Origin of the sequence: Lwoffella lincolnii (genome assembly GCF_002014765.1) — a bacterium.
In the GTDB taxonomy this organism is placed as follows: Bacteria; Pseudomonadota; Gammaproteobacteria; order Pseudomonadales; family Moraxellaceae; genus Psychrobacter; species Psychrobacter lincolnii.
On record NZ_MUYT01000001.1, the window covers coordinates 1 to 23,946 of the forward strand.

The window sequence follows — 23,946 nt, forward strand, 5'->3', positions numbered from 1 at the left end:
CGTACAGTAGGTGCTGGTGTGGTATCGTCTGTTAAAGACTGATTCTGATAGACTTATTTTAAGAACAGACAATTCACAAAACAAAAATTCCACAAAAAAAAGAGTCACTTCGGTGGCTCTTTTTTGTGGTTTGTTGTTTTTTAGAGATTGTTTTTTTAGATGGTGTTGAGTGTCGATGAAAAGTGATGCAAAGATAGATGCAAAGATAAAAGGTGATGTAAACATGAAACAGCAAATATCACATATGCTGACGGAGCAATCAGAATCTGATTTATCTCAAATTGCTCAGCTTGAGAAGCAACTTTTTTCTGTCGGCAGTTGGACTGATGACGTTTTACAAGAATTTTTTAGCCAAAGACACACCCATTTTTTTGTCATGCGATTGGATAATAAAATAATGGGCTATTGTATGACACAAGTCATGTTCGATACGGCAGAAATTTTGCGAATTGGGGTGGGTAGGGCTCATCAAGGGCAGGGGGTGGCAAAGCAGATTTTAATGGATGTGATGACATTTTTAAGAAATATAAAAGTTGATAAACTATTATTGGAAGTGAGGAATGATAATCTGTCAGCGATTGGACTGTATCAAGGGTTTGATTTTAAACAAATTCATGTTCGTAAAAATTATTATGACAATAAAGACGGAACGTTTACTGATGCATTGATTCTACAAAAAGGGTTAGATTAACCGCAAATGATGATGTTGATTGACAATTGGCTCAGCCAAAAATAACGCTTTTACCGCTATTTTGTGTTGATAGAGTGTCGACCAGTCACAGCTTGGTTGGTACACTTGTTTGGGTAGGCTGGTTAAAAACGCATCACGGCTTATCACACTTGCCCCAAGGATTAGCAAATGTTCATTGGGCAGTTGACAATCTACCCAAGCAAAGTTAGACAATCTGCACAATGTCATCAAAGCAAAAAATGCCACTTTGGACGCATCGGTTACCCGATGAAACATGCTTTCGCCAAAAAATGCTTGCCCTAATTTGATGCCGTATAATCCACCGATAAGGTTGTCGTCGTCCCAGACTTCCACACTCACCGCATCACCAAGGTGGTGTAATTGGTGATAGGCGGTTATCATCTCTTCGGTTATCCATGTGCCATCGGTACAGACACGGGCATCACCACAGCCTTGTATCACCGAAAGAAAGTCACTGTTGATGGTGATTTGCCAATCGCTTTTTTTCAGTTTGCGAGACAGGCTTTTGCTTGGCTGGTAAGTGTGTGGGTAGATGACACAGCGGGGGTTGGGGGACCACCACATGATGGGGTCGCCGTCATTAAACCAAGGGAACAGTCCGTGAGCATAAGCATATCGTAACGTTTGTGGGGATAAATCTGCCCCTATGGCAACCAAGCCATGATTGTCATCACAATGTAACGGGTTGGGAAAGTCGTATTGGCAAGAGTGGTTAATGTGTTGATGGTTCACAATTATTATCTCATTTTCAACTCTGATGAAGTATCATTGTCAATGATACGTAACTTAACGAAAACACACAACGGTTGATGTCAAAAACGAGTTAAGCAAAATTTGAGCTTTATTTGATGTATAATGGTTTGGTGTGAAGTTGTTAGACACATAACCACATGATATTGTTAGACCATAATATTGTTGAGCTTATCTGGTGATATGGTTGATGATTGTGTTATTGATTTGACTTTTTTGATTAGATGAGCTGTATAAAACCATGACTCCCATTCAAGATGACATATTCCACCGTTTGCAAACATTTGAGCCTGTTTATTTGCAAATTGTTAACGAAAGCATGAACCATGCTGGCTACTTTGATGGCAAAGAAAGTCATTTTAAGGTAACTTTGGTCAGTGAGGTGTTTATTGATAAACGCTTAGCCACTCGTCACCAGTTGCTATATCAAGAGCTGGCAGAGTTGTTGACATCTGGTGGTGGTACAGTACACGCACTGGCATTGCATACTTATACGCCAACTGAATGGCAGATTCTCAGCGATTCGCCCAAAAGTCCAAATTGTGCAGGTCAAAATAAGTAGTTTTTGAAATCAATCAGAGAAAAATCATGAAACATCTACACATGTTGATTGCTGTGGTGATTGTCTTGCTGTTTGTTTATCAAGGCGTGATGGCATGGCAAGGACGCATGGCTCACAAACCGATTAAAATCATTACTCACATTGCTTATGGGGTGATGCTGATAACGGGGATAATTATGCTGATGCCTCTTTTACAGTTAAATGTTCCCATGCAGTGGCTCATTGCTAAGGTGGTGGTGTTCATTGCCTTTATCAGTGCCAGCAGTAAGGCATATCGACTGGCTGGGTCATCAAATTTAACAGGGAATGACTTACGTATCAAGGTGTTGATGGGATTGTTTGTGGCATTGATTGCTCTTGTGGGGATATTTGGCTTGGCGTTTATTAAGCCGAGTAACTTTATTTGAGATTTAAGATTTGAGATTTAAGTTATTTAAGTCATTTAAGTGGCTTTTATCTCAATGGCTTTAAACTGATTGAGCTTAGATAAGTACGATAAGGCAATTAAAGAAATGATTGACTATTCTAAAACTTTAAATCCTAATAATTTTAAAGAAAAAAGGATTGAAAAATGAAATTTCATTATCCACTTTTGTATCAAACATCTTTTCTGAAAGCAAAAAGCAGAGAAGAAATTCGTCAATTCTTGACTGAATATAGAGAGATTAAAAAAAATATATTTTCAGAAAACACCATGGATTTTTCATGGGGTGATGGTGTGGGTATTTTTTATTACCCTAATAATCAAGTAAAAGAAATTGAAATTTACTCGCCAAATTCAGCTTTTTATATGCAAGGTGTTGATATTTTTTCTGTTAACTTGAAAAAATTGAAAGATATTTTACATGGCATCAACAAAAAATACAAAATTGATGATGATGGTCTATGTATTGATGATGGTGTGCTAATTTTTTATATGCCTGACTACCCTAAAAGTGGTGATTTATCAAATATTGAAAGCGTTTTAATTAGAGAACATTGTAACAGTACTTGATGGTAAGCAAACATGTGCTTATAAAAAAGTGCCTAATTTAAGGCACTTTTTTTTGTTTTATTTTTTGTTTGTCTTAGTAAGATTTAAACAGCAACCACTGCTTTATCAATCACTGTTTCATCAGTCGATTGCCACAAATGGTGTTTTTGGTTGCGGTGTTTATGGTTGATGCGAGTTTTGTATTTGCGAATTTGCCTATCTAACTTATCTGCCATTTGGTTGATGGCTTGATACATGTCATCATCATGGCTACTGACAAACATCTCTTTGCCTGATACTCGCAAGATGGCTTCTGCTTTATAACAGTTGTGTCCTTGATGGGTGCTGTCACTGTGATGGTTATCAAGCGATAAAATCACGTTGATGCTTTGAATTTGGTCAAAATGACGTTCAACTTTTGACAGTTTGTTGATGACCGCTTCTTTCATGGCATCGGTGATGGTGAGATGATGGCTGTTAATGATGATATTCATGGTAAATTCCTTCTTAACAAACAATGCCTACCAATCTGTGTGTCATGTAATCACGATGTGTGTCATGCAATGACATTTAGGCAGGCAAGAGACAGATGTGATACCCAGTGATTATCACGCTTATCACGGTGGTCATCACGTCTTTAATTTGTCATAAAATACCGATGCTAGCAACCCATAAATTGGTTTATTTTTGTAAATATTTATTGCGGTGGTTTTTTATTTGGGTATAATTCAAATCTTTTATTTTTTGATTGTGTCCTTTTCTTTATATTCTTTATCATTTTATTGTTTGATTGACCATGCCTATTTACTCAAGTTCTTCTTCAAGTTCTGATTATCACCACGTCACTGATGACAGTGCTGATTCTAGCAACCCTAATGAGCGTCCTAATGAACAGTTGCGTTCACAATTTGTCGTGCAGGGCATGAGATGTCAAAACTGTGCCATTCGTATTGAAAAATCATTGAATAAAAAACCAATGGTTAAACAAGCATCGGTTAATTTTGCCAGTGAAATGGTAACGGTTGAACATACTGACCCACAGCTGACAGATGAACACATCATTGATTGGATACATGCCATTGGCTATGAAGCCAGAGCTTATCGATTGGACCATCAATTGGACCATCGATTGGACAGGGCGTCAGATGTTGATGAGGCAGATGGCATAAAAAATGAGTTGCCGTGGCGGTTAATCTTGTTGCTGATGTGTTTGTTGCCGTTTTTGTGGGGCATGTTGGGAATGTTATTGGCTCAAGGCATGAGCTGGATGCCGCCACTTTGGATACAGTTTGTCTTGGCAAGTTTTGTGCAGTTTGTGTTGGCTGTTCCGTTTTATAAAAGTGCGTGGAGTTCTATTAAAGAGAACATGGCAAATATGGACGTGCTGGTGGTGGTTGGTACGTTGGCAATTTGGGGCTATTCTACGGTGGTGTGGCTGGCACAGCTTGGGGTGATGAATGTCGGCTCTGTGATGGGTGGGCATGTGTATTTTGAAGCTGGGGTGATGGTGATTGCATTTGTGCGATTGGGCAAATATCTTGAGAATCGTACTAAATCACATACCTTAAACAGCATCAATTTGTTATTGTCTTTAACGCCAACTGTGGTTGAGCGTCGCTCTGATATGGGTGATTTTCATGAAGTGGCATTGAGTGATGTGCAGGTTGGTGATGTTTTGCGTGCCAAGCAAAGCAGTCGCATTGCAGCAGATGGTAAGGTCATTGAAGGCAATGGTTATTGTGATGAAAGTCACCTAACGGGTGAATCTAGGCAACTGAACAAGCAATGTGGTGATGATGTGTTGGCAGGGGCGTTGGTGGTTAATGGCAGTTTTTTGTATAAAGTGATGTCATTAGGCTCACAGACGCAACTTGGCGATATGATACAAGCCTTAAGTGAAGCCCAAGGCTCAAAAGCTCCCATGGCACGTATGGCGGACAAAGTGGCAGCGGTGTTTGTGCCTATGGTGATATTGATTGCCCTTGTAACTGCCGTGGTAACTTATCATTTTACCCAGTCGATTGAGACCAGTTTGTTACACAGTGTGTCGGTGTTGGTCATTGCTTGCCCTTGTGCGTTGGGACTTGCCACGCCTGCCGCCATCATGGCAGGCATGGGACTGGCGGCCAAATATGGCGTGTGGTTTAAAGATGCCAAGAGTTTAGAGCAGGCAGGCAATATCAATGTGGTGGTGATGGACAAAACGGGCACACTCACTGTTGGTAAGCCCAAAGTAGTGGATAAGATGTTGGTCAGTCATCAGATTGAGTTTAAAGACGTGTTACAACTGGTTGCCAGCCTTGAAGCACATACCAGCCACCCACTTGCTGTGCCACTGTTGGCGTTGGCGAAGCAATACAAGTTGCCTTTATTACCTGTGCATCAGGTGCAAGTGGTGGCAGGGCAAGGCATCATGGGGGTGATTGATGGGATAGGGCTGATTAAGGTGGGCAGTCCTGAATTGACAGGATTTGAATTTCCCAAACAGATGCCAAAAGTTTGGCAGTTAGCCAGTGTGGTTACGGTCAGTGCTGACGCTTATCCATTAGCAGCATTTGCTTTGGCAGATAAGCTAAAATCAGACGCTGCTGCCACGGTTAAAGCACTACAACACGCCAACATTGAAGTGGTGATGATGAGTGGTGATGGCAAATCGGTGGTCAGTCATATGGCAGATGAATTGGGTATTTTGCAAGCCTATGCACAGATGAACCCACGCCAAAAAGCAGAAAAAATCGCCAACATGCAAACTCAAGGGCAAAAGATTACCATGGTGGGTGATGGGGTCAATGATGCTGCCGCCATGACTCAAGCAGATGCCAGTTTTGCCATGGCAAAAGCCACCGACATTGCACAACACAGTGCGTCTGCAAAACTGGTGGGTGAGTCGCTCCAGCATGTGTTTCATGCTCAACAAATAGCCAAGCAAACGCTGACCAACATCAAACAAAATCTGTTTTTTGCGTTTATTTATAATGTGATTGGCATACCATTGGCTGCATTTGGTTTTTTAAATCCCATGATTGCCGCTGCTGCCATGGCATTAAGTTCCATCTCGGTGTTGCTGAATGCGTTACGGCTCACGTACTACCAACCAACAGATGTTAAGGACTGATGTTAAGAGTTAAGAGAGATAAAGGGCTAAATTTTAATCATCTGTTTGGCATGAATATGGTATGATGTTGGCAGTCAAGCTTGGATATGTCAATCGAGCTTATTCATTTATCAAGTTATCATTGGTCATTGACTTTATTTATTTTAATTTTGCCATCATCTTGTGAGATTTTGCCATGTATGCTGAAGAAGCCAAACATACTTATGAAATTCAAGACATTCGAGCTCGTGAAATTTTAGACTCACGGGGTAACCCCACCATCGAAGCCGATGTCATTTTGGCAGATGGGACGTGCGGACGGGCATCAGCCCCCAGTGGGGCATCAACAGGCTCAAGAGAAGCACTGGAATTAAGAGATGGCGACAGCAAACGTTATATGGGCAAAGGGGTAAAAAAAGCCGTTAGTAACGTCAATAGTCAAATTCGTGCAGCTTTATTAGATGTCAATGTCCATGAACAACAACGCATTGATGATATTATGATTGAGCTGGACGGTACAGACAACAAAGCCAACCTTGGGGCAAATGCCATGTTGGCAGTTTCACTGGCGGTTGCCAAAGCTGCCGCCAAATCACACAAACTGCCATTGCACCAATATATTGCCAATTTACGTGGTCAAACTGCCTTAACCATGCCAGTGCCGATGATGAATATTTTAAATGGGGGGGCTCATGCTGACAACACGGTTGACATTCAAGAATTTATGATTGAGCCTGTTGGCTTTACCAGCTTTTCTGAAGCATTGCGAGCAGGGACAGAAATTTTTCATAGCTTAAAGTCGGTGCTAAAAGGGCAAGGGCTAAACACCGCTGTTGGCGACGAAGGGGGGTTTGCTCCTAATTTGCGTAGCAATGAAGAAGCCATTACCGTCATTATGCAGGCGATAGAGCAGGCAGGCTATAGAACAGGCAAAGACATTCATCTGGCGTTAGATTGTGCTGCCAGCGAATTTTATCAACATGGGCAGTATGTATTGGCAGGTGAAAATAACAAAAGTTTTGACAGTCAAGGATTTGTTGATTATTTAACCAGTCTTGTCAGACAATATCCCATCATTTCTATCGAAGATGGCTTAGATGAATCAGATTGGGACGGTTGGCGTTATCTAACCCAGAAGCTGGGAGATAAAATACAATTGGTTGGTGATGATTTGTTTGTAACCAATCCTGCCATTTTACAGCAGGGCATTGATAAGCAAATTGGTAATGCCATTTTGATTAAATTTAATCAAATCGGAACTTTATCTGAAACGTTAGATGCCATTTATTTGGCAAAAGAGCATGGCTATGCGACCGTCATTTCACACCGCTCAGGTGAGACTGCTGACAGCACCATCGCTGATTTGGCAGTGGGTACTGCTGCTGGACAAATCAAAACAGGGTCATTGTGTCGTTCAGATAGGGTTGCTAAGTATAATCAGCTGTTGCGAATTGAACAGCAAGTGCGAGCAAGCTATCGTGGGTCTCAAGAGTTTATTGGATTGCGTGGTTAATGTTGCTCTGAGTTAAAAAAAGTTAAGCTAAGAAAAAAGTGAAGAAAATACGGTTTTGGTTGTGATTGATGAAGTATTTAGTTCAGTTGTTGTTATTGCTGGTGGCGGTGGTGGTGCTTGCGTCATTGCAATACCAATATTGGTTTGGTGGTAGAGGGTATGATGCACGCAATGCCTTACAACAACAAATCAAGGAAAAAGAAACCCTAATCGAAGAGCAACACGCTAAGAATCGCATCTTAGTTGCTGATGTCAAAGACCTAAAAACAAGATTAGAAGCAGTAGAAGAACATGCACGTTTGGACTTAGGATTAATCAAACCATACGAGACCTTTGTGCAGTTTTCCACCGCCGATGTGCCAGTAACCAACCCCAACCATGACGTATTAAAAACTCAGCCCCCCATTGAAGATGCGATTGAGCCAATTCCTGAAGGGATAAATTGATGATGGAGATGATAGATACATTGACAATGGACACATTGATAATGGATAAGTTAATTCCGTCGAGGACATAGTGACGCTGGTTAAAGCAAACGGACAAGTATATGGCTTGGTGGTGGCAGCGGGTGTGGGCAGTCGCTTTGGTGGACATCAACCCAAGCAATATACTCAAGTGGCTGGCAAGACCATTTTGGAACATGGGTTATTGCGGTTGGCACAGAGCAATCAGCTTAAGCATCTGTATTTGGTGGTGGCAAAAGATGATGGCGTTGCCACACAAATCGCACAGCACCTAACTGACGATGTCAGCTTTTGTGTTCCCATGACTTTGGTAGAAGGTGGCAAAGAGCGTTGGCAATCAGTTTGGCAAGGAGTGATTGCCATTGCCAATGCAGGGGCTGACCCTAACGATTTGGTGCTTATTCATGATGCAGCCAGACCTTGTGTGGCGGTCGATGACATTCATAGCGTGCTGGCAGTTGCCCATCAGCAACCCTATGGGGCAATACTGGCCACGCCTGTGGCAGACACCCTTAAAAAAGCAGATGCACATGGACAAATACAACAGACGATACAACGGCAAAGTTTGTGGCAAGCACAAACGCCACAAGTGTTTCGGCTCAAAGAGTTAAAACACGTTCTCAGTTATGTTGCCAAGCAACATATAACCACTCAAAGCAGTCACATCACCGATGAGGCCAGTGGTTTTGAGCAGTTGGGTTTGCCCATTTATGTTGTGGAAGGCAGTCGTAGCAATATTAAACTGACTTATCCAAGTGATTTACAAATGATTGAAGCACTATTATCCATTCATGTCTAGTACCCATCAATATCAAGTATCCATCAATATCGAGGTAAACTGTGACTGATTCTCACTATCTGATAGCCCCATCTATTTTATCAGCGGATTTTGCTCGTTTGGGTGAAGACGTTGCCAACGTCATCACCGCAGGGGCAGACGTGGTGCATTTTGATGTGATGGACAACCATTATGTTCCTAACTTAACATTTGGCAGCATGATATGCCAAGCACTTAAGGATTATGGAATAACCGCTCCCATTGACGTACATTTGATGGTCAAACCTGTTGATGGCATGATTGAGCAATTTTTAGAGGCAGGGGCAGACATCATCACCTTTCACCCTGAAGCCAGCGAACACATTGACCGATCATTACAACTCATCAAAGATGGCGGTGCAGAATGCGGCTTGGTATTTAATCCCGCCACACCCCTTTACCATCTTGATTATGTGATGGATAAGCTTGATCAGATTCTTTTGATGAGTGTCAATCCAGGTTTTGGTGGGCAAACCTTTATTGGCAGTACGCTTGATAAAATCCGCCAAGTGCGTGAACGCATTGATGCCAGTGGCAGACGTATCCGTTTAGAGGTTGATGGTGGGGTAAAAGCAGATAACATTCGGGCCATTGCCGAAGCTGGGGCAGATATGTTTGTGGCTGGCTCTGCCATTTTTAACCAACCTGACTATGCCAAAGCCATCGCTGACATGCGTGAACAGCTGGCACAAGTAACGCCTAACTGCCATCATGAGCGATAAACAGTTCATGGGTGATAAAAATTTGACCATCAATGATGAACACTGAACCACATAATATCCGCTCATCAACCCAAACCAAGGTTTCTGTCATTCCCAAAGGCTACACCATTGGACTTGCCATCTTGGCAGTACTGCTTAGTACGGTGGGATATGGGTTTCGCTTGGCATTTGGTGAGCCTTGGCAACAGGTTGTAACTCATGCTGTGATTATCATTCCCACATTTGTGCTGGGTTTTCCATTGCTGATGTGGCTGGGAGCAAAAGTATTTACTCGCATCACAGGTAATGATGTGCATCATCGCAACGCCATCACGCTTGGGTTGTTGCTCTCTTGTGTAACCATGCTGTGGTTAATGGGGACATATAGCTGATGAACCTAAATCCAAATGACTCACAAGATTTACAGTCAGTAACAGCCAACAAACCCCCAATCAACAAACCCCCAATCTTTGATAAGTTATTCCCCAATGACTTACCAAGGGGACTGTTTGTTGCTCTGATTATGGCGTGCTTGTTGCTTGGGTTGGCGGCATTGCGTCATCGACAAGATGCGTGGCTTGCTGTTTTGGAGCAATGGTTATTTATGCTCATCATCATTCCCACCGCCACCGCTGTGATTACCCTACCACACAAATACCGAGAACCCAGTTTTGATGTAAAAAAGGCGTACTATCTTGGCATGTTTGTGGCATTCTTGTTTACCTTGGCCAAATTACGTTATTGGCGTTAAGACGTTCAGAGACATGCCTTAGCCCTTGAATGAGCCTTTTGATTAGCCCCTTGAAATTCATGATTAAAACAACCATTATAACAGTTGCGACATAGTTGGTTTTTAACATGGTTGGTTTTTAATAAATTTGGTTGTTAAAAAGAGCAACAAACTGGTTAGTAAAAGGAACTATCATGCAACATAATGCAGATGTGGATACCCATATGGAAGAAGGCTTTACCCAAGAGACCATGCTGGAGCTGATTGAGCTTGAAGATGGCAGTTTGGTTTTAAGAGACGTGCATGGTAAAGAAGAGCCAATGGTAACCATTGATTTTTCAGAAAAAGTCAAAAGCATGCTTGGGCAAGAAGTGCGTATGGTTGGCCAGCACATGATACACGCTGCCATTCAAAGCATCATGTATCAACAGCTTAAGCAATGGCATGCCAACGTTTATGACGAAGAGCCACCCCATTACAGCTAATGATGTCAAGCAAAAAAAGACCAGCAGTAACTGGTCTTTTTTTATTGAATCTGTTGAAGTGCCAATTTGCGTTATTTGCGTGATGATTTGATGCGATTGGCATAATAAACAAAAGTGTGCTGTTTTTAAAATCATTGAACGACATTATCCCTTATATGACATTTTTTATCTCTTTTACATTTATTTTATCAGGCTTTTTTATTTTTTGTGGTTTGTGGAGAATTTAATCTTATCATCATTCACTTGGGCATCATTTTTAGTAAATTTATGTTGATAAATTCAATAAAAATAAAAAATTGGTGAACAAAATTTTATTGCTAAGCCACATCACTCAACCAGTTGCTGACAGTTTTATTAAATTTGATTAAATGTTTGTGTTTTTGCTTAAAATTTGTCATTATGAATAAATATCAAAGTATTGTTGTATGTTCACTTTATTAAAATTAAGCAAAAAGATTAAAATTAAGAAAAAAGCACCAACCCAACTCAAATTTAAACCCTAACCAAACTTAGCTTAACAATAAATACCAAGGTGCAATATGAATCATTCTTCATTCATCAATGTGTTAACTAAAAACGTGTTAACCAAAAATGTTATCAGAAAAAGTGTCTTAATCAAATCATCATTTGCCAAATGCTCAGTCAAACCATTATCTTTGATGTTGTTATTCGCAACTGCCAGTCTGTTATCAGGGTGTGGTGGTTCACCTGATGGCGGTTCGACAAGTGGCTCTGGTGAGACGCAAGCCCATGCTTCATCTGATGATATGGCTGACAACCCAAACAATACCGCTGACACTGCCAGCACAGTCAGCTATAAAGTCTATACCGATGCTGATGGCATGCCTTTTACCTATCGTGATGAAAGCGGACAACCAACAGGGTTTGATATTGATGTGATGAACGCCATCGCCCAAGATCAACACTTTGCCGTTACCTATGAAGTGCTGCCGTGGTCATTGATATTGCCAGGCATGGCTGAAGGCAAAGCGGATATCGCCATTGCCCACATCAGCATCACCCCAGAGCGTCAAAAAACTCACAACTTCTCTAATTCTTATTACGTCTCACACCAAGCAGCCCTAACCAAACCTGAGCTTGCCAATATCACGTCTTTTAAAGGCTTAGATGGTCATAGGGTGGAAGTTTTATCAGGGTCAATACAAGAAGAGATAATACAACAAATGGGCATTAGCACCACAAACAAAGACATGGTGTTTCCGCTAATCAAAAGTTTGGTCAATGAACAAACCGATGCGGTGGTGCTTGACAGTGGAATCTTACAATATTATCAACAGCAACAGGCAGATATGAATTTTGGTTTAGTGATGGACAAAGAGTTTGGTGATGACCCTTATGGCATTGTGGTAAAAAAAGACAACACAGAGTTACTTAATCAAGTCAATCAAGGACTGGCCAACATTCGTCAAAATGGCAAATATCAACAAATTGAGCAAAAATGGTTTGGGCAATAAAAGCAACTTATCATCAAACAGCTCATACTGTATGATTGAACAAACTTATTATCAATCGGTTTTTAATTTAAAATTATTGATTTGTCTGAAATAATTATGAAATAATTAATAATTAAGTCATCATTTGTGGTATTCTAGTTTCAAATGTTAGCATCATGTTAGATGATGTTTACTATAAAATTTTAGTAATAAGATTTTTAATGATTTATAGGGTATGTATCTATGGCTAAAAATAACGCACTTAATACAGGTCGTTATCGAGGTTTGATTATCTCGATCATCATATTTTTGCTGTTGGTTGCCAGTTTTTTGGCATTTACCATTTACTCAACAGAACAACTGGCTCGTTATGAAGCCCTACTTAACGTTGCTGATAAAGTCTCGATTGATGAGCAGGTGGCCATCAAACATCTATTTGATTTACAAAACTCACAAGGTGAGGACATCAACTCTCCGCATTATCGTACGGTGAGCCAAGGTTTAAAAGAAGCGTCAGCAGATATTTCCCAAAACCTTGATGCCATTTTGAATGCAGGGGTTGCCATCGACTTTACTGGTGCTAATGAGCAGATGCTGCATATCAATGACTCACAAACTTTGGCTTTGGCAGGTGAGTCAAAAGCAGAATGGGAAAAATTAAAACCTAAGATTGATGATTTCTTGGCTGTTTCTGGTGATATCACCAAAGACTCTAGAACTGAACTGGCGGTCGCTGTTGAACAGGCCAAGACGTCATCGGTGGTGATGACCGAGAGTTTTCAGGATTTAAACCAACATATCCGTGGCATCGTGTTTGGTCTTACCAAACGAATTGAGATTGCTCAGTTTCTTGCCATCGCAGTGATGGTTACTTATTTGGTGTTCTTTATTTTCATCGCCTTGCGTCGTTTGCGTATTGCTGATGCTGAAACCATCGAAGCTCGCCGTGAAACCGAAGAAATCATGGAAACGGTAAACACAGGTCTGTTCCTACTTGATAAAGATTTAAATATCGGTAACCAACACTCTAAAGCACTTAAGGACATTATCGGCACAGATCGCATAGCGGGTGAAAAATTTGACAGCATATTGCGTGGTCGCATTTCTGATAAAGACCTAGAGACCACTCGCCAATTCATCGGTCAGTTATATAACCCAAGGGTAAAAACAAAGCTGGTCAATGACTTAAACCCATTGAATAAAGTCAATCTGCACAGTGAGTCTGAAGATGGGGTGTCTAGTCGTTACTTGGACTTTAGATTCTCTCGTGTTTATGAAGGCAAAGACATTGCTCGTATTTTGGTTAACGTACAAGATGTGTCTGATGCGGTGTTACTAGAGCAACGCCTTGAAAAAGAACGTGCTCAAAATGACATGCAGGTTGAGATGCTCACCACCATCTTAAACGTAAGCCCAGCATTAATTAATGACTTTATTAATAACACCAAAGCCCACATCGATAAGATGAACAACATTCTTAAAAATCCTGGCAGTTCTCAGTTTGAGTTAGAAGGAAAACTTAAGTCGCTATATAGAGAAATGCACAGCTTAAAAGGCGAAGCTTCCGCCTTGAAGTTACATAGCTTTACCAAGATTGCCACCGATGCAGAAGACAAACTTCAAGCCTTGCAAAACCAAAATCAGCTATCGGGTAATGACTTTCTGCCATTGGCGGTGCATTTAGATGATTTATTAAGTCTGTCTCAGACCATTGAAGCTTTGGGTGAACGCATCACGGCATCTTCTGGTACAAACACAATCGTCACCAAGTCATCACAAGATACTGTTACTGTCGAAGACATCACCAATAATGCCACCAATCATACATCAACCCAAACAACAGCCAATCACTTAACACAACAACAAACAGATGGCATGCAATCTGCTAATGTGGATATTGACTTTGATGAACATCATGCCACACAAAAATCATCATCGTCGATTGAAAGCTACTATAAAAACTTTGCTGACGATATTGCCAAACGTCAGGGCAAACAAATTGAGATGCACATTGAAGGTTTTGATGCCATTGATGACATGGACATGTCAAATGACACACAATCTGCAATCAAAGAAATTGCCTTGCAATTGATACGAAATGCCATTGTTCATGGTGTTGAGACGCCAGAGCAGCGCAAATTGTCATTTAAAACCACCACAGGTGTGATTAATATGGCTTTGGCAGAACAAGATGATATGATTGTTCTTACTGTTGAAGATGATGGTCATGGCATTGATTATGATAAAATTCGCCAAAAATTGTTAAGCTTGGGAAGACATTCTGAAGATGAAGTTAAAGAATTGAGCAAACAGCAATTATTAAGTACTCTTTTTTCATCAGGATTTACCACCAAAGAGTCAGCCGATGAAGATGGTGGGCGTGGTGTTGGGCTGGATATCATTAAGTCACGTACCAAAGAGTTGGGTGGTAAGTTAAATGTACACAGCGAATATGGTCGTTTAACTCGCTTTAATGTAAAATTACCCAAGTAATCCAGCATAGACTTTTAGCCAATGAGTAGATAAACTATGTACAAACTTATGATTGTTGATGATTCTAATATCATCCGTAACCGCATTCAAAGAGCTTATGATTCTAATCATTTTATGTTGGTGGCGACTGCCACCAGCGGAGTAGAAGCGGTAGAAAAATTTGAAGTTCATCGTCCAAATGTGGTTACTATGGACATTACCATGCCACACATGGACGGTCTTGAATGTATTGAAAAACTGGTTTCGATTGATGAGAATGTTCGAATTTTGGTCGTCTCTGCCTTATCTGATAAGGCAACAGGCATTGAAGCATTGTCATTAGGTGCCAGTGGTTTTTTATGCAAACCGTTTTCAGAAGAAGAATTGGTTGCTGCCTTAGATGAGTTAACTCAGGATTAGTTTTATGAAAGAAAAAAAACTGCAAATATTTGTTGATATTGTCCGTCATTACTTTGACCAGTTTGGCGAAGAAGAGCTGGTGGTTGATACGCCATATCTGTTAGAAAATACCCAAAATCCCAATGTGAAAGAATACACAGGATTGATTGGCATTTCAGGTGTTCATAAAGGTGTGGTTTATGTAACAGCTTCTCAAGAATTACTAGAGAGCATTTTGCTAAGAATGGGCGAAGAAGTCAGTGATGAGCTGATGATAGATTTGGTTGGTGAAATCGCTAACACCATATCAGGCAATGCTCGCACAGAATTTGGACATGAATTCCACATTTCAGTGCCTTTTGTGTTCAAAGGTGCGCCACAAAGTGTCATCTTGCCCAGAGAAGAACGTTCTTTTATTATTCCTGTCACATGGCAAGGTCATGCTGGTGAGATTGTTATTTGTCTAAAAGACAGTTAATGCAAAAAGACAGCTAATATAAAATAACAGCTAATATAAAATAACATCAAGCAGTCACTCTATTGATAAATAGATTAATTACGGAACAATAAACTATGGTTAAAGCAGAAAAGCTGGGGGTGTTTATCACTTCAGTGATGGCGTTTTTTATGCAAGTGGGTTATCCTCTTGAAGAAATAGGCACGCCATACATCAGCTCAAATACCGACATCAGTGTTTATGATTATACTGGCATCATTAGTATTACAGGACCATTAAAAGGTAGTGTGTTTGTCAGTGCTCCTAGTAATCTATTGCGTGAAGTGCTTAAGGTCATGCACGAGCCAGACACCACCATCACATTGATGAAAGATTTGGTGGGGGAGATTGCCAATACCATTGCGGGTAATGCTCGTACTGAATTTGGCTCAGAATTCATCATCTCTACACCCAAGGTGGTTGATGGCTTGCCTCCTGCCAGTTATCTACCAAAAGACCGTCGCAGTTACATCATTCCTTTTCGATGGCGGGGAATGCCTGGCGTTATTGGCATCAGTGTAACGTAAACCTATTTAATACAAGGTTTAACTTTAATGTTAATTTTAGTATGACTTTTGATTGAAAAATCAATGCCGCTATTTTATAATGGTCGACTGTTTTTATCTAATTTTGGATAAAAATTAAGTCGTCGTGTGTTTGCTAATCCGTGTATTTACCAACCTGTATTTACTAATCCCTGTATTTACTAATCAATGACACACATAACCAATGACACACACATTGCCCAACGGTAAACTGGGTGTTTGTGAGCTTGATTAATTCTCATGATTAATTGATGAACTCTGATGATTGGATTAAATTCTGATGATTAAATGTTAATGATTAGTTATTATGATGCGAATGCGTGCTTATGAATCAGTTTTACTGGCAATGTGGAGGCATAACCCAAACTTTAAGGAACTTTTATGTCAAGCAATAACCCAACTCAAGTCTCTATGCGTGAGCTGTTGCAAGCAGGCGCTCACTTTGGACATCAAACCCGTTTTTGGAATCCAAAAATGGCACCTTTTATCTTTGGTGCTCGCAATAAAATCCACATCATCAACTTAGAGCATACCGTTAAAGCTTTTAACGAAGCCCTAAATTACGTCAATAACTTGGCATCAAAACGTAACAAAATCTTATTTGTCGGTACCAAACGTGCTGCCAGTGGTGTTATCCGTGAGCAAGCTCGCCGTGCAGGCATGCCTTATGTTGACCATCGTTGGTTGGGTGGCATGCTGACTAACTGGAAAACCTTGCGTCAATCCATCAACCGCCTAAAAGAGCTTGAAACTCAATCACAAGATGGTACATTTGCTAAGCTGACCAAACGTGAAGCTCTAGAGCTGACACGCAGTATGGAAAAACTTGAGCGTTCACTTGGTGGCATCAAAGACATGGGCGGCTTGCCAGATGCCATCTTTGTGGTGGACGTTGATCATGAAGCCATCGCCATCAAAGAAGCCAAAAATCTGGGCATTCCTGTCATCGGCATCGTGGACACCAACTCAAATCCTGATAATGTTGATTATGTCATTCCTGCCAATGATGATGCCATTCGTGCGGTAACTTATTATGTGACTGCCATGGCAGATGCCATCATCGCAGGTAAAGAGTACGCACAAGCCCAAGCAGGTGGCAAAGCTGACCAAGCCCAAGAGCAAGTTCAAGAACAAGCCCACAGCAGTCAAAACGTTTCTGTGTCTGATGTGGTGTCAGAAGACACTGCCAACGCACCTGCTGTTGAAGCGGTCGCCGCAACTCAAGAAGTGGGTCAGTAAGTTAAGATTAAGAAGTTTAAATGTCGCTGATAACTTAACCGTTGATATGAATTAGCATTGATATAAGTGAGCGGTGATGTAAGTTAGCGGTGATATGGGTTAAAACATAAAAAATAAGAGGTATCAACATGGCACAAGTATCTGCCAAAATGGTAAAAGAATTGCGTGATCGTACTGGTTTGGGTATGATGGAATGCAAAAAAGCGTTAGAAGAAGCAGGTGGTGATATTGAGCTTGCCATCGATAATTTGCGTAAATCTGGTCAAGCCAAAGCTGCTAAAAAAGCAGGCAACATTGCTGCTGATGGTGCGATTATTATTGCTCAAGAGGGCAACAAGGCGTTATTGTTAGAAGTGAATTGTCAAACTGACTTTGTGGCAAAAGATGATAACTTCACAAACTTTGCTAATAAAGTGGCACAAATCGCTTTGACCAATAACACCACTGATGTGGCTAAAATTTCTGAGCTTGACTATGACGGACAGACTGTTGAAGAAGCTCGTGTGGCATTGGTACAAAAGATTGGTGAAAATATCCAAATTCGCCGTGCTGAAGTCATCGAGGGCAATAATCTGGGTGCATATCGTCATGGTATCCGTATTGGTGTTGTGGTTGCTACCGAAGGTGGTAATGAAGAGACCAATAAAAACCTAGCCATGCACATCGCCGCCTTTAACCCAATAGCGGTAGATGACACAGATGTGCCAGCGGATACTTTGGCTCGTGAAAAAGACATCATCGAAGCTAAGGCCAAAGAGTCAGGCAAGCCTGATAACATCGTCGAGAAAATGATTGAAGGTGGTTTGCGTAAATATCTAGATGAGGTAACGTTATTGCGTCAACCTTATGTGATGGATAATGATAAGCAAGTCGGTGATGTTTTAAAAGCTGAAGGTGTCAAAGTGTTGGGCTTTAAACGTTTGGAAGTGGGCGAAGGCATTGAGAAAAAAGAAGAGAACTTTGCTGATGAAGTTGCCGCTGCCCAAGCTGCTGCTAAGAAATAACTTTCTAGTCTAAATAGAAAAATAAATAAAAAACCAAGCGAAAGCTTGGTTTTTTTTGTGTGCTGTAAAGGTCAAAGGTTTGAACAAACGGTTATTTACGATTTACTGCCATCAGTTTGTGCAACGCATTGGTCAAGTCTTCTTCACTAAAGGGTTTGCCGACAAAGCCACGGGCACCTAATTTAAGTGCCTGTAAGGCAGTGGCTTTATCAGATAGGGCTGAGACGACTAAGATACTGACTTTACGATTTTTGGCAACAATTTTCTCAATACATTCTAGTCCGTCCATTTTTGGCATGGTCAAATCCATGGTGATTAAATCTGGTTGAAATTCTTCAAACAGTTTAAGAGCTTCTTCGCCATTACTGGCCTGAGCCACAATATTTATGTCAGAAGCCAGTACGCTACGTCCGATACGATTACGAATGATATTTGAGTCATCAACGATCATTAAAGTATACATAAGAAAACCTCGTATGGGTTGATTGTTAAATAATTTAGCGGTCTATTTTGATACTAAATTGGGTATGGTCGTTTATTTGTGAGCTGATAGTTAGCTTGCCACCAAGTGCTTGTATCTCATGTTTGACAATATCCATGCCAACACCTTTACCTGCATCTTCACTGACTTGCTCTGCAGTACTTACCATGGGCAGAAACAGCAACTGCAAGATATCATTTTTTGTCATAGACTGGGCTTGTTCAGCGGTAATATGACCTGCGTTGATTGCAGATTGTTTGAGCTTATCATAAGGTATGCCACGCCCATCGTCCCGACAAATCAGCTGATATTTGCCATTGGCTTCACGTTGTAGATTTAGTGTCAGTTGACCGACAGGAGATTTACCAATTTGTTCACGTTCATCTGGCAATTCAATGCCGTGTACGATGGCGTTACGTAATAGTTGAATGCTGATTTCTTTAAGCCGATTGGCGTCTTGTTTGTTTAAGCCCTCATCTTGCCATTGATAATCTAAGGTTACTTGTTTGTGTTGACGAGTGGCGATATCTTGAGCAAATTGTTCAAAATAAGCATTAGAGCCGTTAGATTGTGATTGTTCTTGTGTGTTTATGGTGGGCTTGTGTTCTTGAGGTGGCTTTTTTAACTCATCATCATAGGCAGTGCTGTTTCTTTGTGATATGGTGATAGGTTTGGTTGATTTGGTGTTGTGTGTTGATGATGTTGGTACTAGGTGTAGGCGTTCATTTAATTCAATGACAAATTGATGCAAGCTCATTAATTCATCTAGATGTACTGCCAACGGTAAGAAATCATCACCAGCTAAATTATGATTGGTTAATAAAGCTTGTGTTTGTTGTTCGATTGCTTCTGATAAATCGATGTAAGCTGTAAATCTGAGTGCAGATGCTTCACCTTTTAGCCCATGGATATGGCGATAAATACTGTTGGCTTTTTGGTGTAGGGCAGAGGTATTGCCTGCTGTGTTTTTGAGAGTTTCGTTGATTTGCTCTATTCGATGAGCAGTATTATCAATAAATTCACCTAATAGAACATGATCCATTGATAGAATGTTGCTAATCATTTCAAATTGGCGGTTATTTTGTGCTTGTTCTTTTTCCAGTTTATCTTGTAAGATTTTGGCAGCAGTAACATCACGCACACTGACCAGCACTCTATCAATCTCATCACCTTTGTTAACTCGTGAAAAGTCAAAGTCTAGGTATTTTTGTACTGGTGTGTCATTTTCTACATAGTTGTATGAGATGGTTTGTAATGGGTTGAGTTCTTTGATTAAGTCTTCAACCACCCAATTACTATATAGTTGGTCAACGAAGGTGTTGGTGGTTTCAAGCTCTTTATCATTAATTTTGTTATTTAAGATATCTGTCAGTTTTCTGCCAGCAATATTTTTAGTGCCTAAGATAGGTTCTAGCTGGTTGGAGTATTCTGAATCAATCACTAAATCTTTGTTAATCAAAAATAAGCCATCATTAACGGTTCTTAGAATGTCAGTTGCTTGTTGACGTGCAATGGCAAGTTTTTCATCACCTTGTAGTAATTGACGTAAAGAACCAAATACAATCATGAAAAATAGGATAAAAGCGGTGATTACCCCTACGATGAGAATGTATATCTGTATTTGGGTTTGCTTAGATGCTTGTTGGTTTAGTGCTGATGATAAGTTGTTTGCTTCGGTCAGTAATGCCAAGTTATAAAGACGAGTATAGTCAACCAAATAATCACTGGTTTGTTTGTCAATATAGCCTTGCTTGGTTTCGGCGATGAAGTTATCTAATAGACCCAAATAAGGAGTCCAAATTTCTTGCATTTCTTCTAATGCTTTAACAGCATCAGGATTAGTTTCGGCGGTTAAGGTAACGGTTTCTCCTGATGTCAGGGTAACTTCACCACCTTGTTTAAAAGCTTTGAGTGCATGTTCAAAGTCATCACGTTGTTCTTGAATGGACTCAATCTTATACAAGGCGATTTGTGGTAAGTCTGAGAGTGGTACGATATCACCTGTGTCAAGGTTGTTTATGCTTTGTTCAGCTAAATCTGTAGATTGTGAATCAATGGTTTGTTTGGGGTTTTGGACAGGGCTTGGGCTTTGTGTAGATTGAGTATTGTCCTGTTGGTTTAATGCTGTGTCCACATAAAGGTTGATGTCCAGTAGGTTTTTGGATAATTGTTGAGTTATCGCCCCTTGGTGACTGGATACATCAAGCTCTTGGGTAAGTGTGGCAAAGCGGTTGGTTGAGATAAAGTTAAGTGCCAACATGCCAAGAATCAAAAGCAAAAATGACACAACCAATATGATTAAGGTTGAGTATTTTTTGTACTTTGAACCTGTGGTATGGGTATTAGCAGTGGGCTTGCTGTCTGCCATGATTATATTTCCTATACGATTTTATTTTGATAGTGTAAAAATTAGTTATTTTTGACATCAATATCTTGGTAAGGAATAAGCACTGTATCGTATTCCAAACGATAATCAATGCCTTCCATCACAGGTTTTTCTGTTGCTAAATTGGCTGCCATGCGTAAGGCCACTTTGGCTTGATTGTCATAGTCGTTAAATACCGTTGCTTGCATGTCGCCAGATTTGACAAGTTCTTGAGCTTTTTCTCCTGCATCAATGCCAAAGACAGGCAGTTTGATATTATGCTGTTTAAGAGTCTCAATCGCACCGATTGCCATGTTGTCATTGTTTGCTAAAAGTACTTCGACATTGGTAAAATTGGGGTCGTTAATCCATGACTCTACCATGTCACTGGCTCTTTGTTTGTTAAATAGGGCGTAATCTTGAAATATTTTATGTACAGGAACTTGTAAAGTTGGGTAGTTTTGCATAGTTCCGATTGACCATTTGGTGCGGGCCATTGTTCCTGAGTGGTTTGGAATGCCCTCTAATATGGCATATTGAATGATGCCATCTTTATTTTTATCCCAATCAGGATTTTTTTGCCAACTTTCTAAAATTTTTAGTCCTTGTATGACTCCTGCTTGGTTAGCATCGCCATCAACAAAGTAGGCATTTTGACAGTCGGCGATATTTTTTTCACCGGGGTTTCGGTTGATATAAACAACGGGAATATTTTTATTGCAGTATTTTTGGACAAATTCTGTGCCTTGAGATACGTCAACCATATTGACTACCAGAGCTTTTGCACCTTTAGCAATCATGTCATCAAGTTGTTTATATTGGCGTTCTTGGTCGTTATCGGCTTCATCAAGCAGTAAAGTCAGTGATGATTGCTGTTCTGCTGTCGTTTTAAAGGCGTTGTACATGTCTTGGAAAAAATCGTTTGTGGTGGTGGCACTCATGGATACTCCCACCGTAGTGGCTGGGTAAACATTGACAGCATCAGATGGTGTGGTATTTGATATCTGCTGTGAGCAGGCTGTTGTTGTCCCAAGGGCAATAACCAGTAGGGTTAGAAAATAGCGATTTATCATAAAATTGACCTATTAATAACATCATGACGATGAGAATGCTGTTCCAAAACTATTTCTTAAATCCATCAAAGGAAATTTGACGATGACTTCCTGCCTTAAGTATCTTAAATCTTAATAGGCAACGTGGAAGAGTTTTGCGTATTAGGTAATGGATTGATGGGTAAAAAACTTGTCTATTTGTATCTTAACAAATTGTATCTTAACAAATTTGATTACCATACAAAACCCATAAATTATCAATGGTTATGTTTTGTTTTTTTTGTTAAATGCCTGTTGTTTGTCTATTTCAAAAAATTCAGGTTCAACCAACAGTTGTTGTGCTTGCTCTGGTGGCAGTACGTCATTGGGCGTGATGCCTGCTTGTCCTAACAGCTGTTGTAGTTTGGAGATGGGTAGGGTGATGTCAAACACTTCTTGCCCTGTGTTAGGGTTGTGATGTTTGCTTTTGATGACATTCAGTTCATATAAGGTGTTTTTGAGCTGACCTGCGTCATGGGGCAGGGTTAAGGTGAAGTGGCCAAGTTCGCCTGTGAGCAGTTGTTGCACCGCTTGAGTTAGCTTATCCATGCCCATGTTGGCTTGGGCAGAGACATAGACACGATTGGGGACATTTTGACTGGCATAGCCGATGTGTGCAGGTTCGCCTGATAGGTCAATTTTGTTATATACTTCCAATACAGGAACGTCATTATTGATTTGAGTCAATACTTGTTTGACGGCGTCGATTTGTTCGTGCATGTCTTCACTGGCAGAATCGATGATGTGCAACAATAGGTCTGCTTCCAATGTTTCTTCTAAAGTGGCGTGGAAAGATTCAACCAGCTCATGGGGAAGATGACGAATAAACCCCACTGTGTCAACCAACACCACACGTCCCACACCTGTCCAATTTAAGTGGCGTAGGGTAGGGTCTAGAGTGGCAAACAGTTGGTTGGCGGCATAGATGTTTTCATCAACCAATCGGTTAAATAAAGTGGATTTGCCCGCATTGGTGTAGCCAACCAGTGATATGGTGGGGGTTTCGGATTTTTGTCGTTTGGCTCGTCCTTGCGTTCGGGTTTGTTTGACTTTATCAAGCTTGGTTTTTAGCTGATTGACTCGAGTTTGTAGCAGTCGTCTGTCGGTTTCTAATTGCGTCTCACCAGGGCCTCTTAGACCGATACCGCCCTTTTGTCGTTCTAAGTGCGTCCAGCCTCTGACCAGGCGAGTAGAGAGATGGGTCAGCTGAGCCAGTTCTACTTGCAGTTTGCCTTCATAGGTGCGTGCTCGTTGGGCAAAAATGTCTAAAATCAGTCCAGTTCTGTCCAAAACTCGACATTTTATCAAAGCTTCTAGGTTACGCTCTTGTGATGGCGATAGGCTATGGTTAAATATCACAATCTGGGCATCATGATGTTGTACCAATTCGGCAATTTCTTGGGCTTTACCTGTACCAACAAAGTATTTGGCATCAGGTTTGAGCCGTGAGCCTGTTACCAGTGCCAATCGCTCTGCCCCTGCTGAGTCTGCCAATAATTCAAATTCATCTAAATCATCAGGGTCTTGGATTTGGTGAATGTCTAAATGTACTAAGATTGCCCGTTCACCGCCTTTGTGTCTGTCAAAATATTGCAAGAC

25 protein-coding genes are annotated in these 23,946 nt (G+C 40.7%); 19 read left to right on the plus strand and 6 right to left on the minus strand.

Going from position 1 to position 23,946, the window contains the following annotated elements:
* Positions 1-223 precede the first annotated feature (223 nt).
* On the plus strand, positions 224-691 hold the full coding sequence (gene rimI / locus B0682_RS00005) for a ribosomal protein S18-alanine N-acetyltransferase (RefSeq protein WP_158077831.1): 468 nt from the start codon (positions 224-226) through the stop codon (positions 689-691).
* Here the strand turns inward: rimI and aat are convergent.
* Positions 683-1,444 carry a leucyl/phenylalanyl-tRNA--protein transferase gene (gene aat / locus B0682_RS00010; protein ID WP_078306065.1) on the minus strand — a complete coding sequence of 254 codons (762 nt, stop codon included), beginning with the start codon at positions 1,442-1,444 and terminating at the stop codon, positions 683-685. The two genes, rimI and aat, sit on opposite strands and share 9 nt — an antisense overlap.
* A gap of 259 nt (positions 1,445-1,703) precedes the next feature.
* On the opposite strand from aat, the gene B0682_RS00015 reads away from it, so the two are divergent.
* The 3 genes from B0682_RS00015 (at position 1,704) to B0682_RS00025 (ending at position 3,018) form a co-directional block, all read left to right on the plus strand.
* A complete protein-coding gene (locus tag B0682_RS00015; protein WP_078306066.1) occupies positions 1,704-2,024 on the plus strand; it encodes a BolA family protein in 321 nt (106 codons plus the stop codon).
* A 26-nt stretch (positions 2,025-2,050) separates the two neighbouring features.
* Complete coding sequence (locus B0682_RS00020; protein ID WP_078306067.1) at positions 2,051-2,431, plus strand: SirB2 family protein; 381 nt, start codon at positions 2,051-2,053, stop codon at positions 2,429-2,431.
* 164 nt (positions 2,432-2,595) lie between these two features.
* Positions 2,596-3,018 carry a hypothetical protein gene (locus tag B0682_RS00025; protein ID WP_078306068.1) on the plus strand — a complete coding sequence of 141 codons (423 nt, stop codon included), beginning with the start codon at positions 2,596-2,598 and terminating at the stop codon, positions 3,016-3,018.
* Positions 3,019-3,101: 83 nt separating this feature from the next.
* On the opposite strand, the gene hpf is transcribed toward B0682_RS00025, so the two are convergent.
* The gene (gene hpf / locus B0682_RS00030) at positions 3,102-3,491 is read right to left on the minus strand and encodes a ribosome hibernation-promoting factor, HPF/YfiA family (RefSeq protein ID WP_078306069.1); all 390 of its coding nucleotides are present in this window, start codon (positions 3,489-3,491) and stop codon (positions 3,102-3,104) included.
* A 302-nt stretch (positions 3,492-3,793) separates the two neighbouring features.
* Here hpf and B0682_RS00035 point away from each other — a divergent pair, with 302 nt between their 5' ends.
* The 15 genes from B0682_RS00035 (at position 3,794) to tsf (ending at position 18,410) form a co-directional block, all read left to right on the plus strand.
* Positions 3,794-6,112 carry a heavy metal translocating P-type ATPase gene (locus tag B0682_RS00035; RefSeq protein ID WP_078306070.1) on the plus strand — a complete coding sequence of 773 codons (2,319 nt, stop codon included), beginning with the start codon at positions 3,794-3,796 and terminating at the stop codon, positions 6,110-6,112.
* A 175-nt stretch (positions 6,113-6,287) separates the two neighbouring features.
* Positions 6,288-7,604 (plus strand): phosphopyruvate hydratase, encoded by a 1,317-nt coding sequence (gene eno, locus B0682_RS00040; protein WP_078306071.1) that lies wholly within the window; start codon positions 6,288-6,290, stop codon positions 7,602-7,604.
* 68 nt (positions 7,605-7,672) lie between these two features.
* The gene (locus B0682_RS00045; RefSeq protein WP_078306072.1) at positions 7,673-8,050 is read left to right on the plus strand and encodes an FtsB family cell division protein; all 378 of its coding nucleotides are present in this window, start codon (positions 7,673-7,675) and stop codon (positions 8,048-8,050) included.
* A 70-nt stretch (positions 8,051-8,120) separates the two neighbouring features.
* Entirely contained in the window at positions 8,121-8,867 is a 747-nt protein-coding gene (gene ispD, locus B0682_RS00050; RefSeq protein ID WP_240494793.1) for a 2-C-methyl-D-erythritol 4-phosphate cytidylyltransferase, read from the plus strand.
* Between the two features lie 41 nt (positions 8,868-8,908).
* Positions 8,909-9,607, plus strand: coding sequence for a ribulose-phosphate 3-epimerase (gene rpe / locus B0682_RS00055; RefSeq protein WP_078306073.1), 699 nt, complete (start codon positions 8,909-8,911; stop codon positions 9,605-9,607).
* Positions 9,608-9,639: 32 nt separating this feature from the next.
* Positions 9,640-9,978 carry a hypothetical protein gene (locus B0682_RS00060; RefSeq protein WP_143823208.1) on the plus strand — a complete coding sequence of 113 codons (339 nt, stop codon included), beginning with the start codon at positions 9,640-9,642 and terminating at the stop codon, positions 9,976-9,978.
* Entirely contained in the window at positions 9,978-10,337 is a 360-nt protein-coding gene (locus B0682_RS00065) for a hypothetical protein (RefSeq protein ID WP_240494794.1), read from the plus strand. The genes B0682_RS00060 and B0682_RS00065 overlap by 1 nt, the downstream gene beginning before the upstream one ends.
* A gap of 173 nt (positions 10,338-10,510) precedes the next feature.
* Positions 10,511-10,801 (plus strand): hypothetical protein, encoded by a 291-nt coding sequence (locus B0682_RS00070; RefSeq protein WP_078306075.1) that lies wholly within the window; start codon positions 10,511-10,513, stop codon positions 10,799-10,801.
* Positions 10,802-11,340: 539 nt separating this feature from the next.
* On the plus strand, positions 11,341-12,276 hold the full coding sequence (locus B0682_RS00075) for a transporter substrate-binding domain-containing protein (protein ID WP_078306076.1): 936 nt from the start codon (positions 11,341-11,343) through the stop codon (positions 12,274-12,276).
* 222 nt (positions 12,277-12,498) lie between these two features.
* A complete protein-coding gene (locus B0682_RS00080; protein ID WP_078306077.1) occupies positions 12,499-14,748 on the plus strand; it encodes an ATP-binding protein in 2,250 nt (749 codons plus the stop codon).
* Between the two features lie 36 nt (positions 14,749-14,784).
* Positions 14,785-15,147, plus strand: coding sequence for a response regulator (locus B0682_RS00085; protein ID WP_078306078.1), 363 nt, complete (start codon positions 14,785-14,787; stop codon positions 15,145-15,147).
* Positions 15,148-15,151: 4 nt separating this feature from the next.
* Positions 15,152-15,604 (plus strand): chemotaxis protein CheX, encoded by a 453-nt coding sequence (locus B0682_RS00090; protein WP_078306079.1) that lies wholly within the window; start codon positions 15,152-15,154, stop codon positions 15,602-15,604.
* Between the two features lie 95 nt (positions 15,605-15,699).
* Positions 15,700-16,149, plus strand: coding sequence for a chemotaxis protein CheX (locus B0682_RS00095; RefSeq protein ID WP_078306080.1), 450 nt, complete (start codon positions 15,700-15,702; stop codon positions 16,147-16,149).
* A gap of 399 nt (positions 16,150-16,548) precedes the next feature.
* Positions 16,549-17,406: a 30S ribosomal protein S2 gene (gene rpsB / locus B0682_RS00100; RefSeq protein WP_078306081.1), complete on the plus strand. Its 858-nt coding sequence runs from the start codon at positions 16,549-16,551 to the stop codon at positions 17,404-17,406.
* Between the two features lie 128 nt (positions 17,407-17,534).
* Positions 17,535-18,410, plus strand: coding sequence for a translation elongation factor Ts (tsf, locus tag B0682_RS00105; protein ID WP_078306082.1), 876 nt, complete (start codon positions 17,535-17,537; stop codon positions 18,408-18,410).
* A 91-nt stretch (positions 18,411-18,501) separates the two neighbouring features.
* Here tsf and B0682_RS00110 read toward each other — a convergent pair whose 3' ends face one another.
* The 4 genes from B0682_RS00110 to hflX all read right to left on the minus strand — a co-directional run bounded on the left by B0682_RS00110 (position 18,502) and on the right by hflX (position 23,943).
* On the minus strand, positions 18,502-18,873 hold the full coding sequence (locus B0682_RS00110; RefSeq protein ID WP_078306083.1) for a response regulator: 372 nt from the start codon (positions 18,871-18,873) through the stop codon (positions 18,502-18,504).
* Between the two features lie 34 nt (positions 18,874-18,907).
* Positions 18,908-21,259, minus strand: a complete 2,352-nt coding sequence (locus B0682_RS00115) for an ATP-binding protein (protein WP_078306084.1) — start codon at positions 21,257-21,259, stop codon at positions 18,908-18,910.
* A 41-nt stretch (positions 21,260-21,300) separates the two neighbouring features.
* A complete protein-coding gene (locus B0682_RS00120) occupies positions 21,301-22,329 on the minus strand; it encodes a galactose ABC transporter substrate-binding protein (RefSeq protein WP_078306085.1) in 1,029 nt (342 codons plus the stop codon).
* Between the two features lie 243 nt (positions 22,330-22,572).
* Complete coding sequence (gene hflX / locus B0682_RS00125; RefSeq protein ID WP_078306086.1) at positions 22,573-23,943, minus strand: ribosome rescue GTPase HflX; 1,371 nt, start codon at positions 23,941-23,943, stop codon at positions 22,573-22,575.
* Positions 23,944-23,946 lie beyond the last annotated feature (3 nt).

Bases quoted from the DNA above. Each gene is read 5' to 3' on its own strand.
- rimI (WP_158077831.1), top strand. From the start codon at position 224: ATGAAACAGCAAATATCACATATGCTGACGGAGCAATCAGAATCTGAT.
- B0682_RS00015 (WP_078306066.1), top strand. From the start codon at position 1,704: ATGACTCCCATTCAAGATGACATATTCCACCGTTTGCAAACATTTGAG.
- B0682_RS00020 (WP_078306067.1), top strand. From the start codon at position 2,051: ATGAAACATCTACACATGTTGATTGCTGTGGTGATTGTCTTGCTGTTT.
- B0682_RS00025 (WP_078306068.1), top strand. From the start codon at position 2,596: ATGAAATTTCATTATCCACTTTTGTATCAAACATCTTTTCTGAAAGCA.
- hpf (WP_078306069.1), bottom strand. From the start codon at position 3,491: ATGAATATCATCATTAACAGCCATCATCTCACCATCACCGATGCCATG.
- B0682_RS00035 (WP_078306070.1), top strand. From the start codon at position 3,794: ATGCCTATTTACTCAAGTTCTTCTTCAAGTTCTGATTATCACCACGTC.
- eno (WP_078306071.1), top strand. From the start codon at position 6,288: ATGTATGCTGAAGAAGCCAAACATACTTATGAAATTCAAGACATTCGA.
- B0682_RS00045 (WP_078306072.1), top strand. From the start codon at position 7,673: ATGAAGTATTTAGTTCAGTTGTTGTTATTGCTGGTGGCGGTGGTGGTG.
- B0682_RS00060 (WP_143823208.1), top strand. From the start codon at position 9,640: ATGATGAACACTGAACCACATAATATCCGCTCATCAACCCAAACCAAG.
- B0682_RS00065 (WP_240494794.1), top strand. From the start codon at position 9,978: ATGAACCTAAATCCAAATGACTCACAAGATTTACAGTCAGTAACAGCC.
- B0682_RS00070 (WP_078306075.1), top strand. From the start codon at position 10,511: ATGCAACATAATGCAGATGTGGATACCCATATGGAAGAAGGCTTTACC.
- B0682_RS00075 (WP_078306076.1), top strand. From the start codon at position 11,341: ATGAATCATTCTTCATTCATCAATGTGTTAACTAAAAACGTGTTAACC.
- B0682_RS00080 (WP_078306077.1), top strand. From the start codon at position 12,499: ATGGCTAAAAATAACGCACTTAATACAGGTCGTTATCGAGGTTTGATT.
- B0682_RS00085 (WP_078306078.1), top strand. From the start codon at position 14,785: ATGTACAAACTTATGATTGTTGATGATTCTAATATCATCCGTAACCGC.
- B0682_RS00090 (WP_078306079.1), top strand. From the start codon at position 15,152: ATGAAAGAAAAAAAACTGCAAATATTTGTTGATATTGTCCGTCATTAC.
- B0682_RS00095 (WP_078306080.1), top strand. From the start codon at position 15,700: ATGGTTAAAGCAGAAAAGCTGGGGGTGTTTATCACTTCAGTGATGGCG.
- rpsB (WP_078306081.1), top strand. From the start codon at position 16,549: ATGTCAAGCAATAACCCAACTCAAGTCTCTATGCGTGAGCTGTTGCAA.
- tsf (WP_078306082.1), top strand. From the start codon at position 17,535: ATGGCACAAGTATCTGCCAAAATGGTAAAAGAATTGCGTGATCGTACT.
- B0682_RS00110 (WP_078306083.1), bottom strand. From the start codon at position 18,873: ATGTATACTTTAATGATCGTTGATGACTCAAATATCATTCGTAATCGT.
- B0682_RS00115 (WP_078306084.1), bottom strand. From the start codon at position 21,259: ATGGCAGACAGCAAGCCCACTGCTAATACCCATACCACAGGTTCAAAG.
- B0682_RS00120 (WP_078306085.1), bottom strand. From the start codon at position 22,329: ATGATAAATCGCTATTTTCTAACCCTACTGGTTATTGCCCTTGGGACA.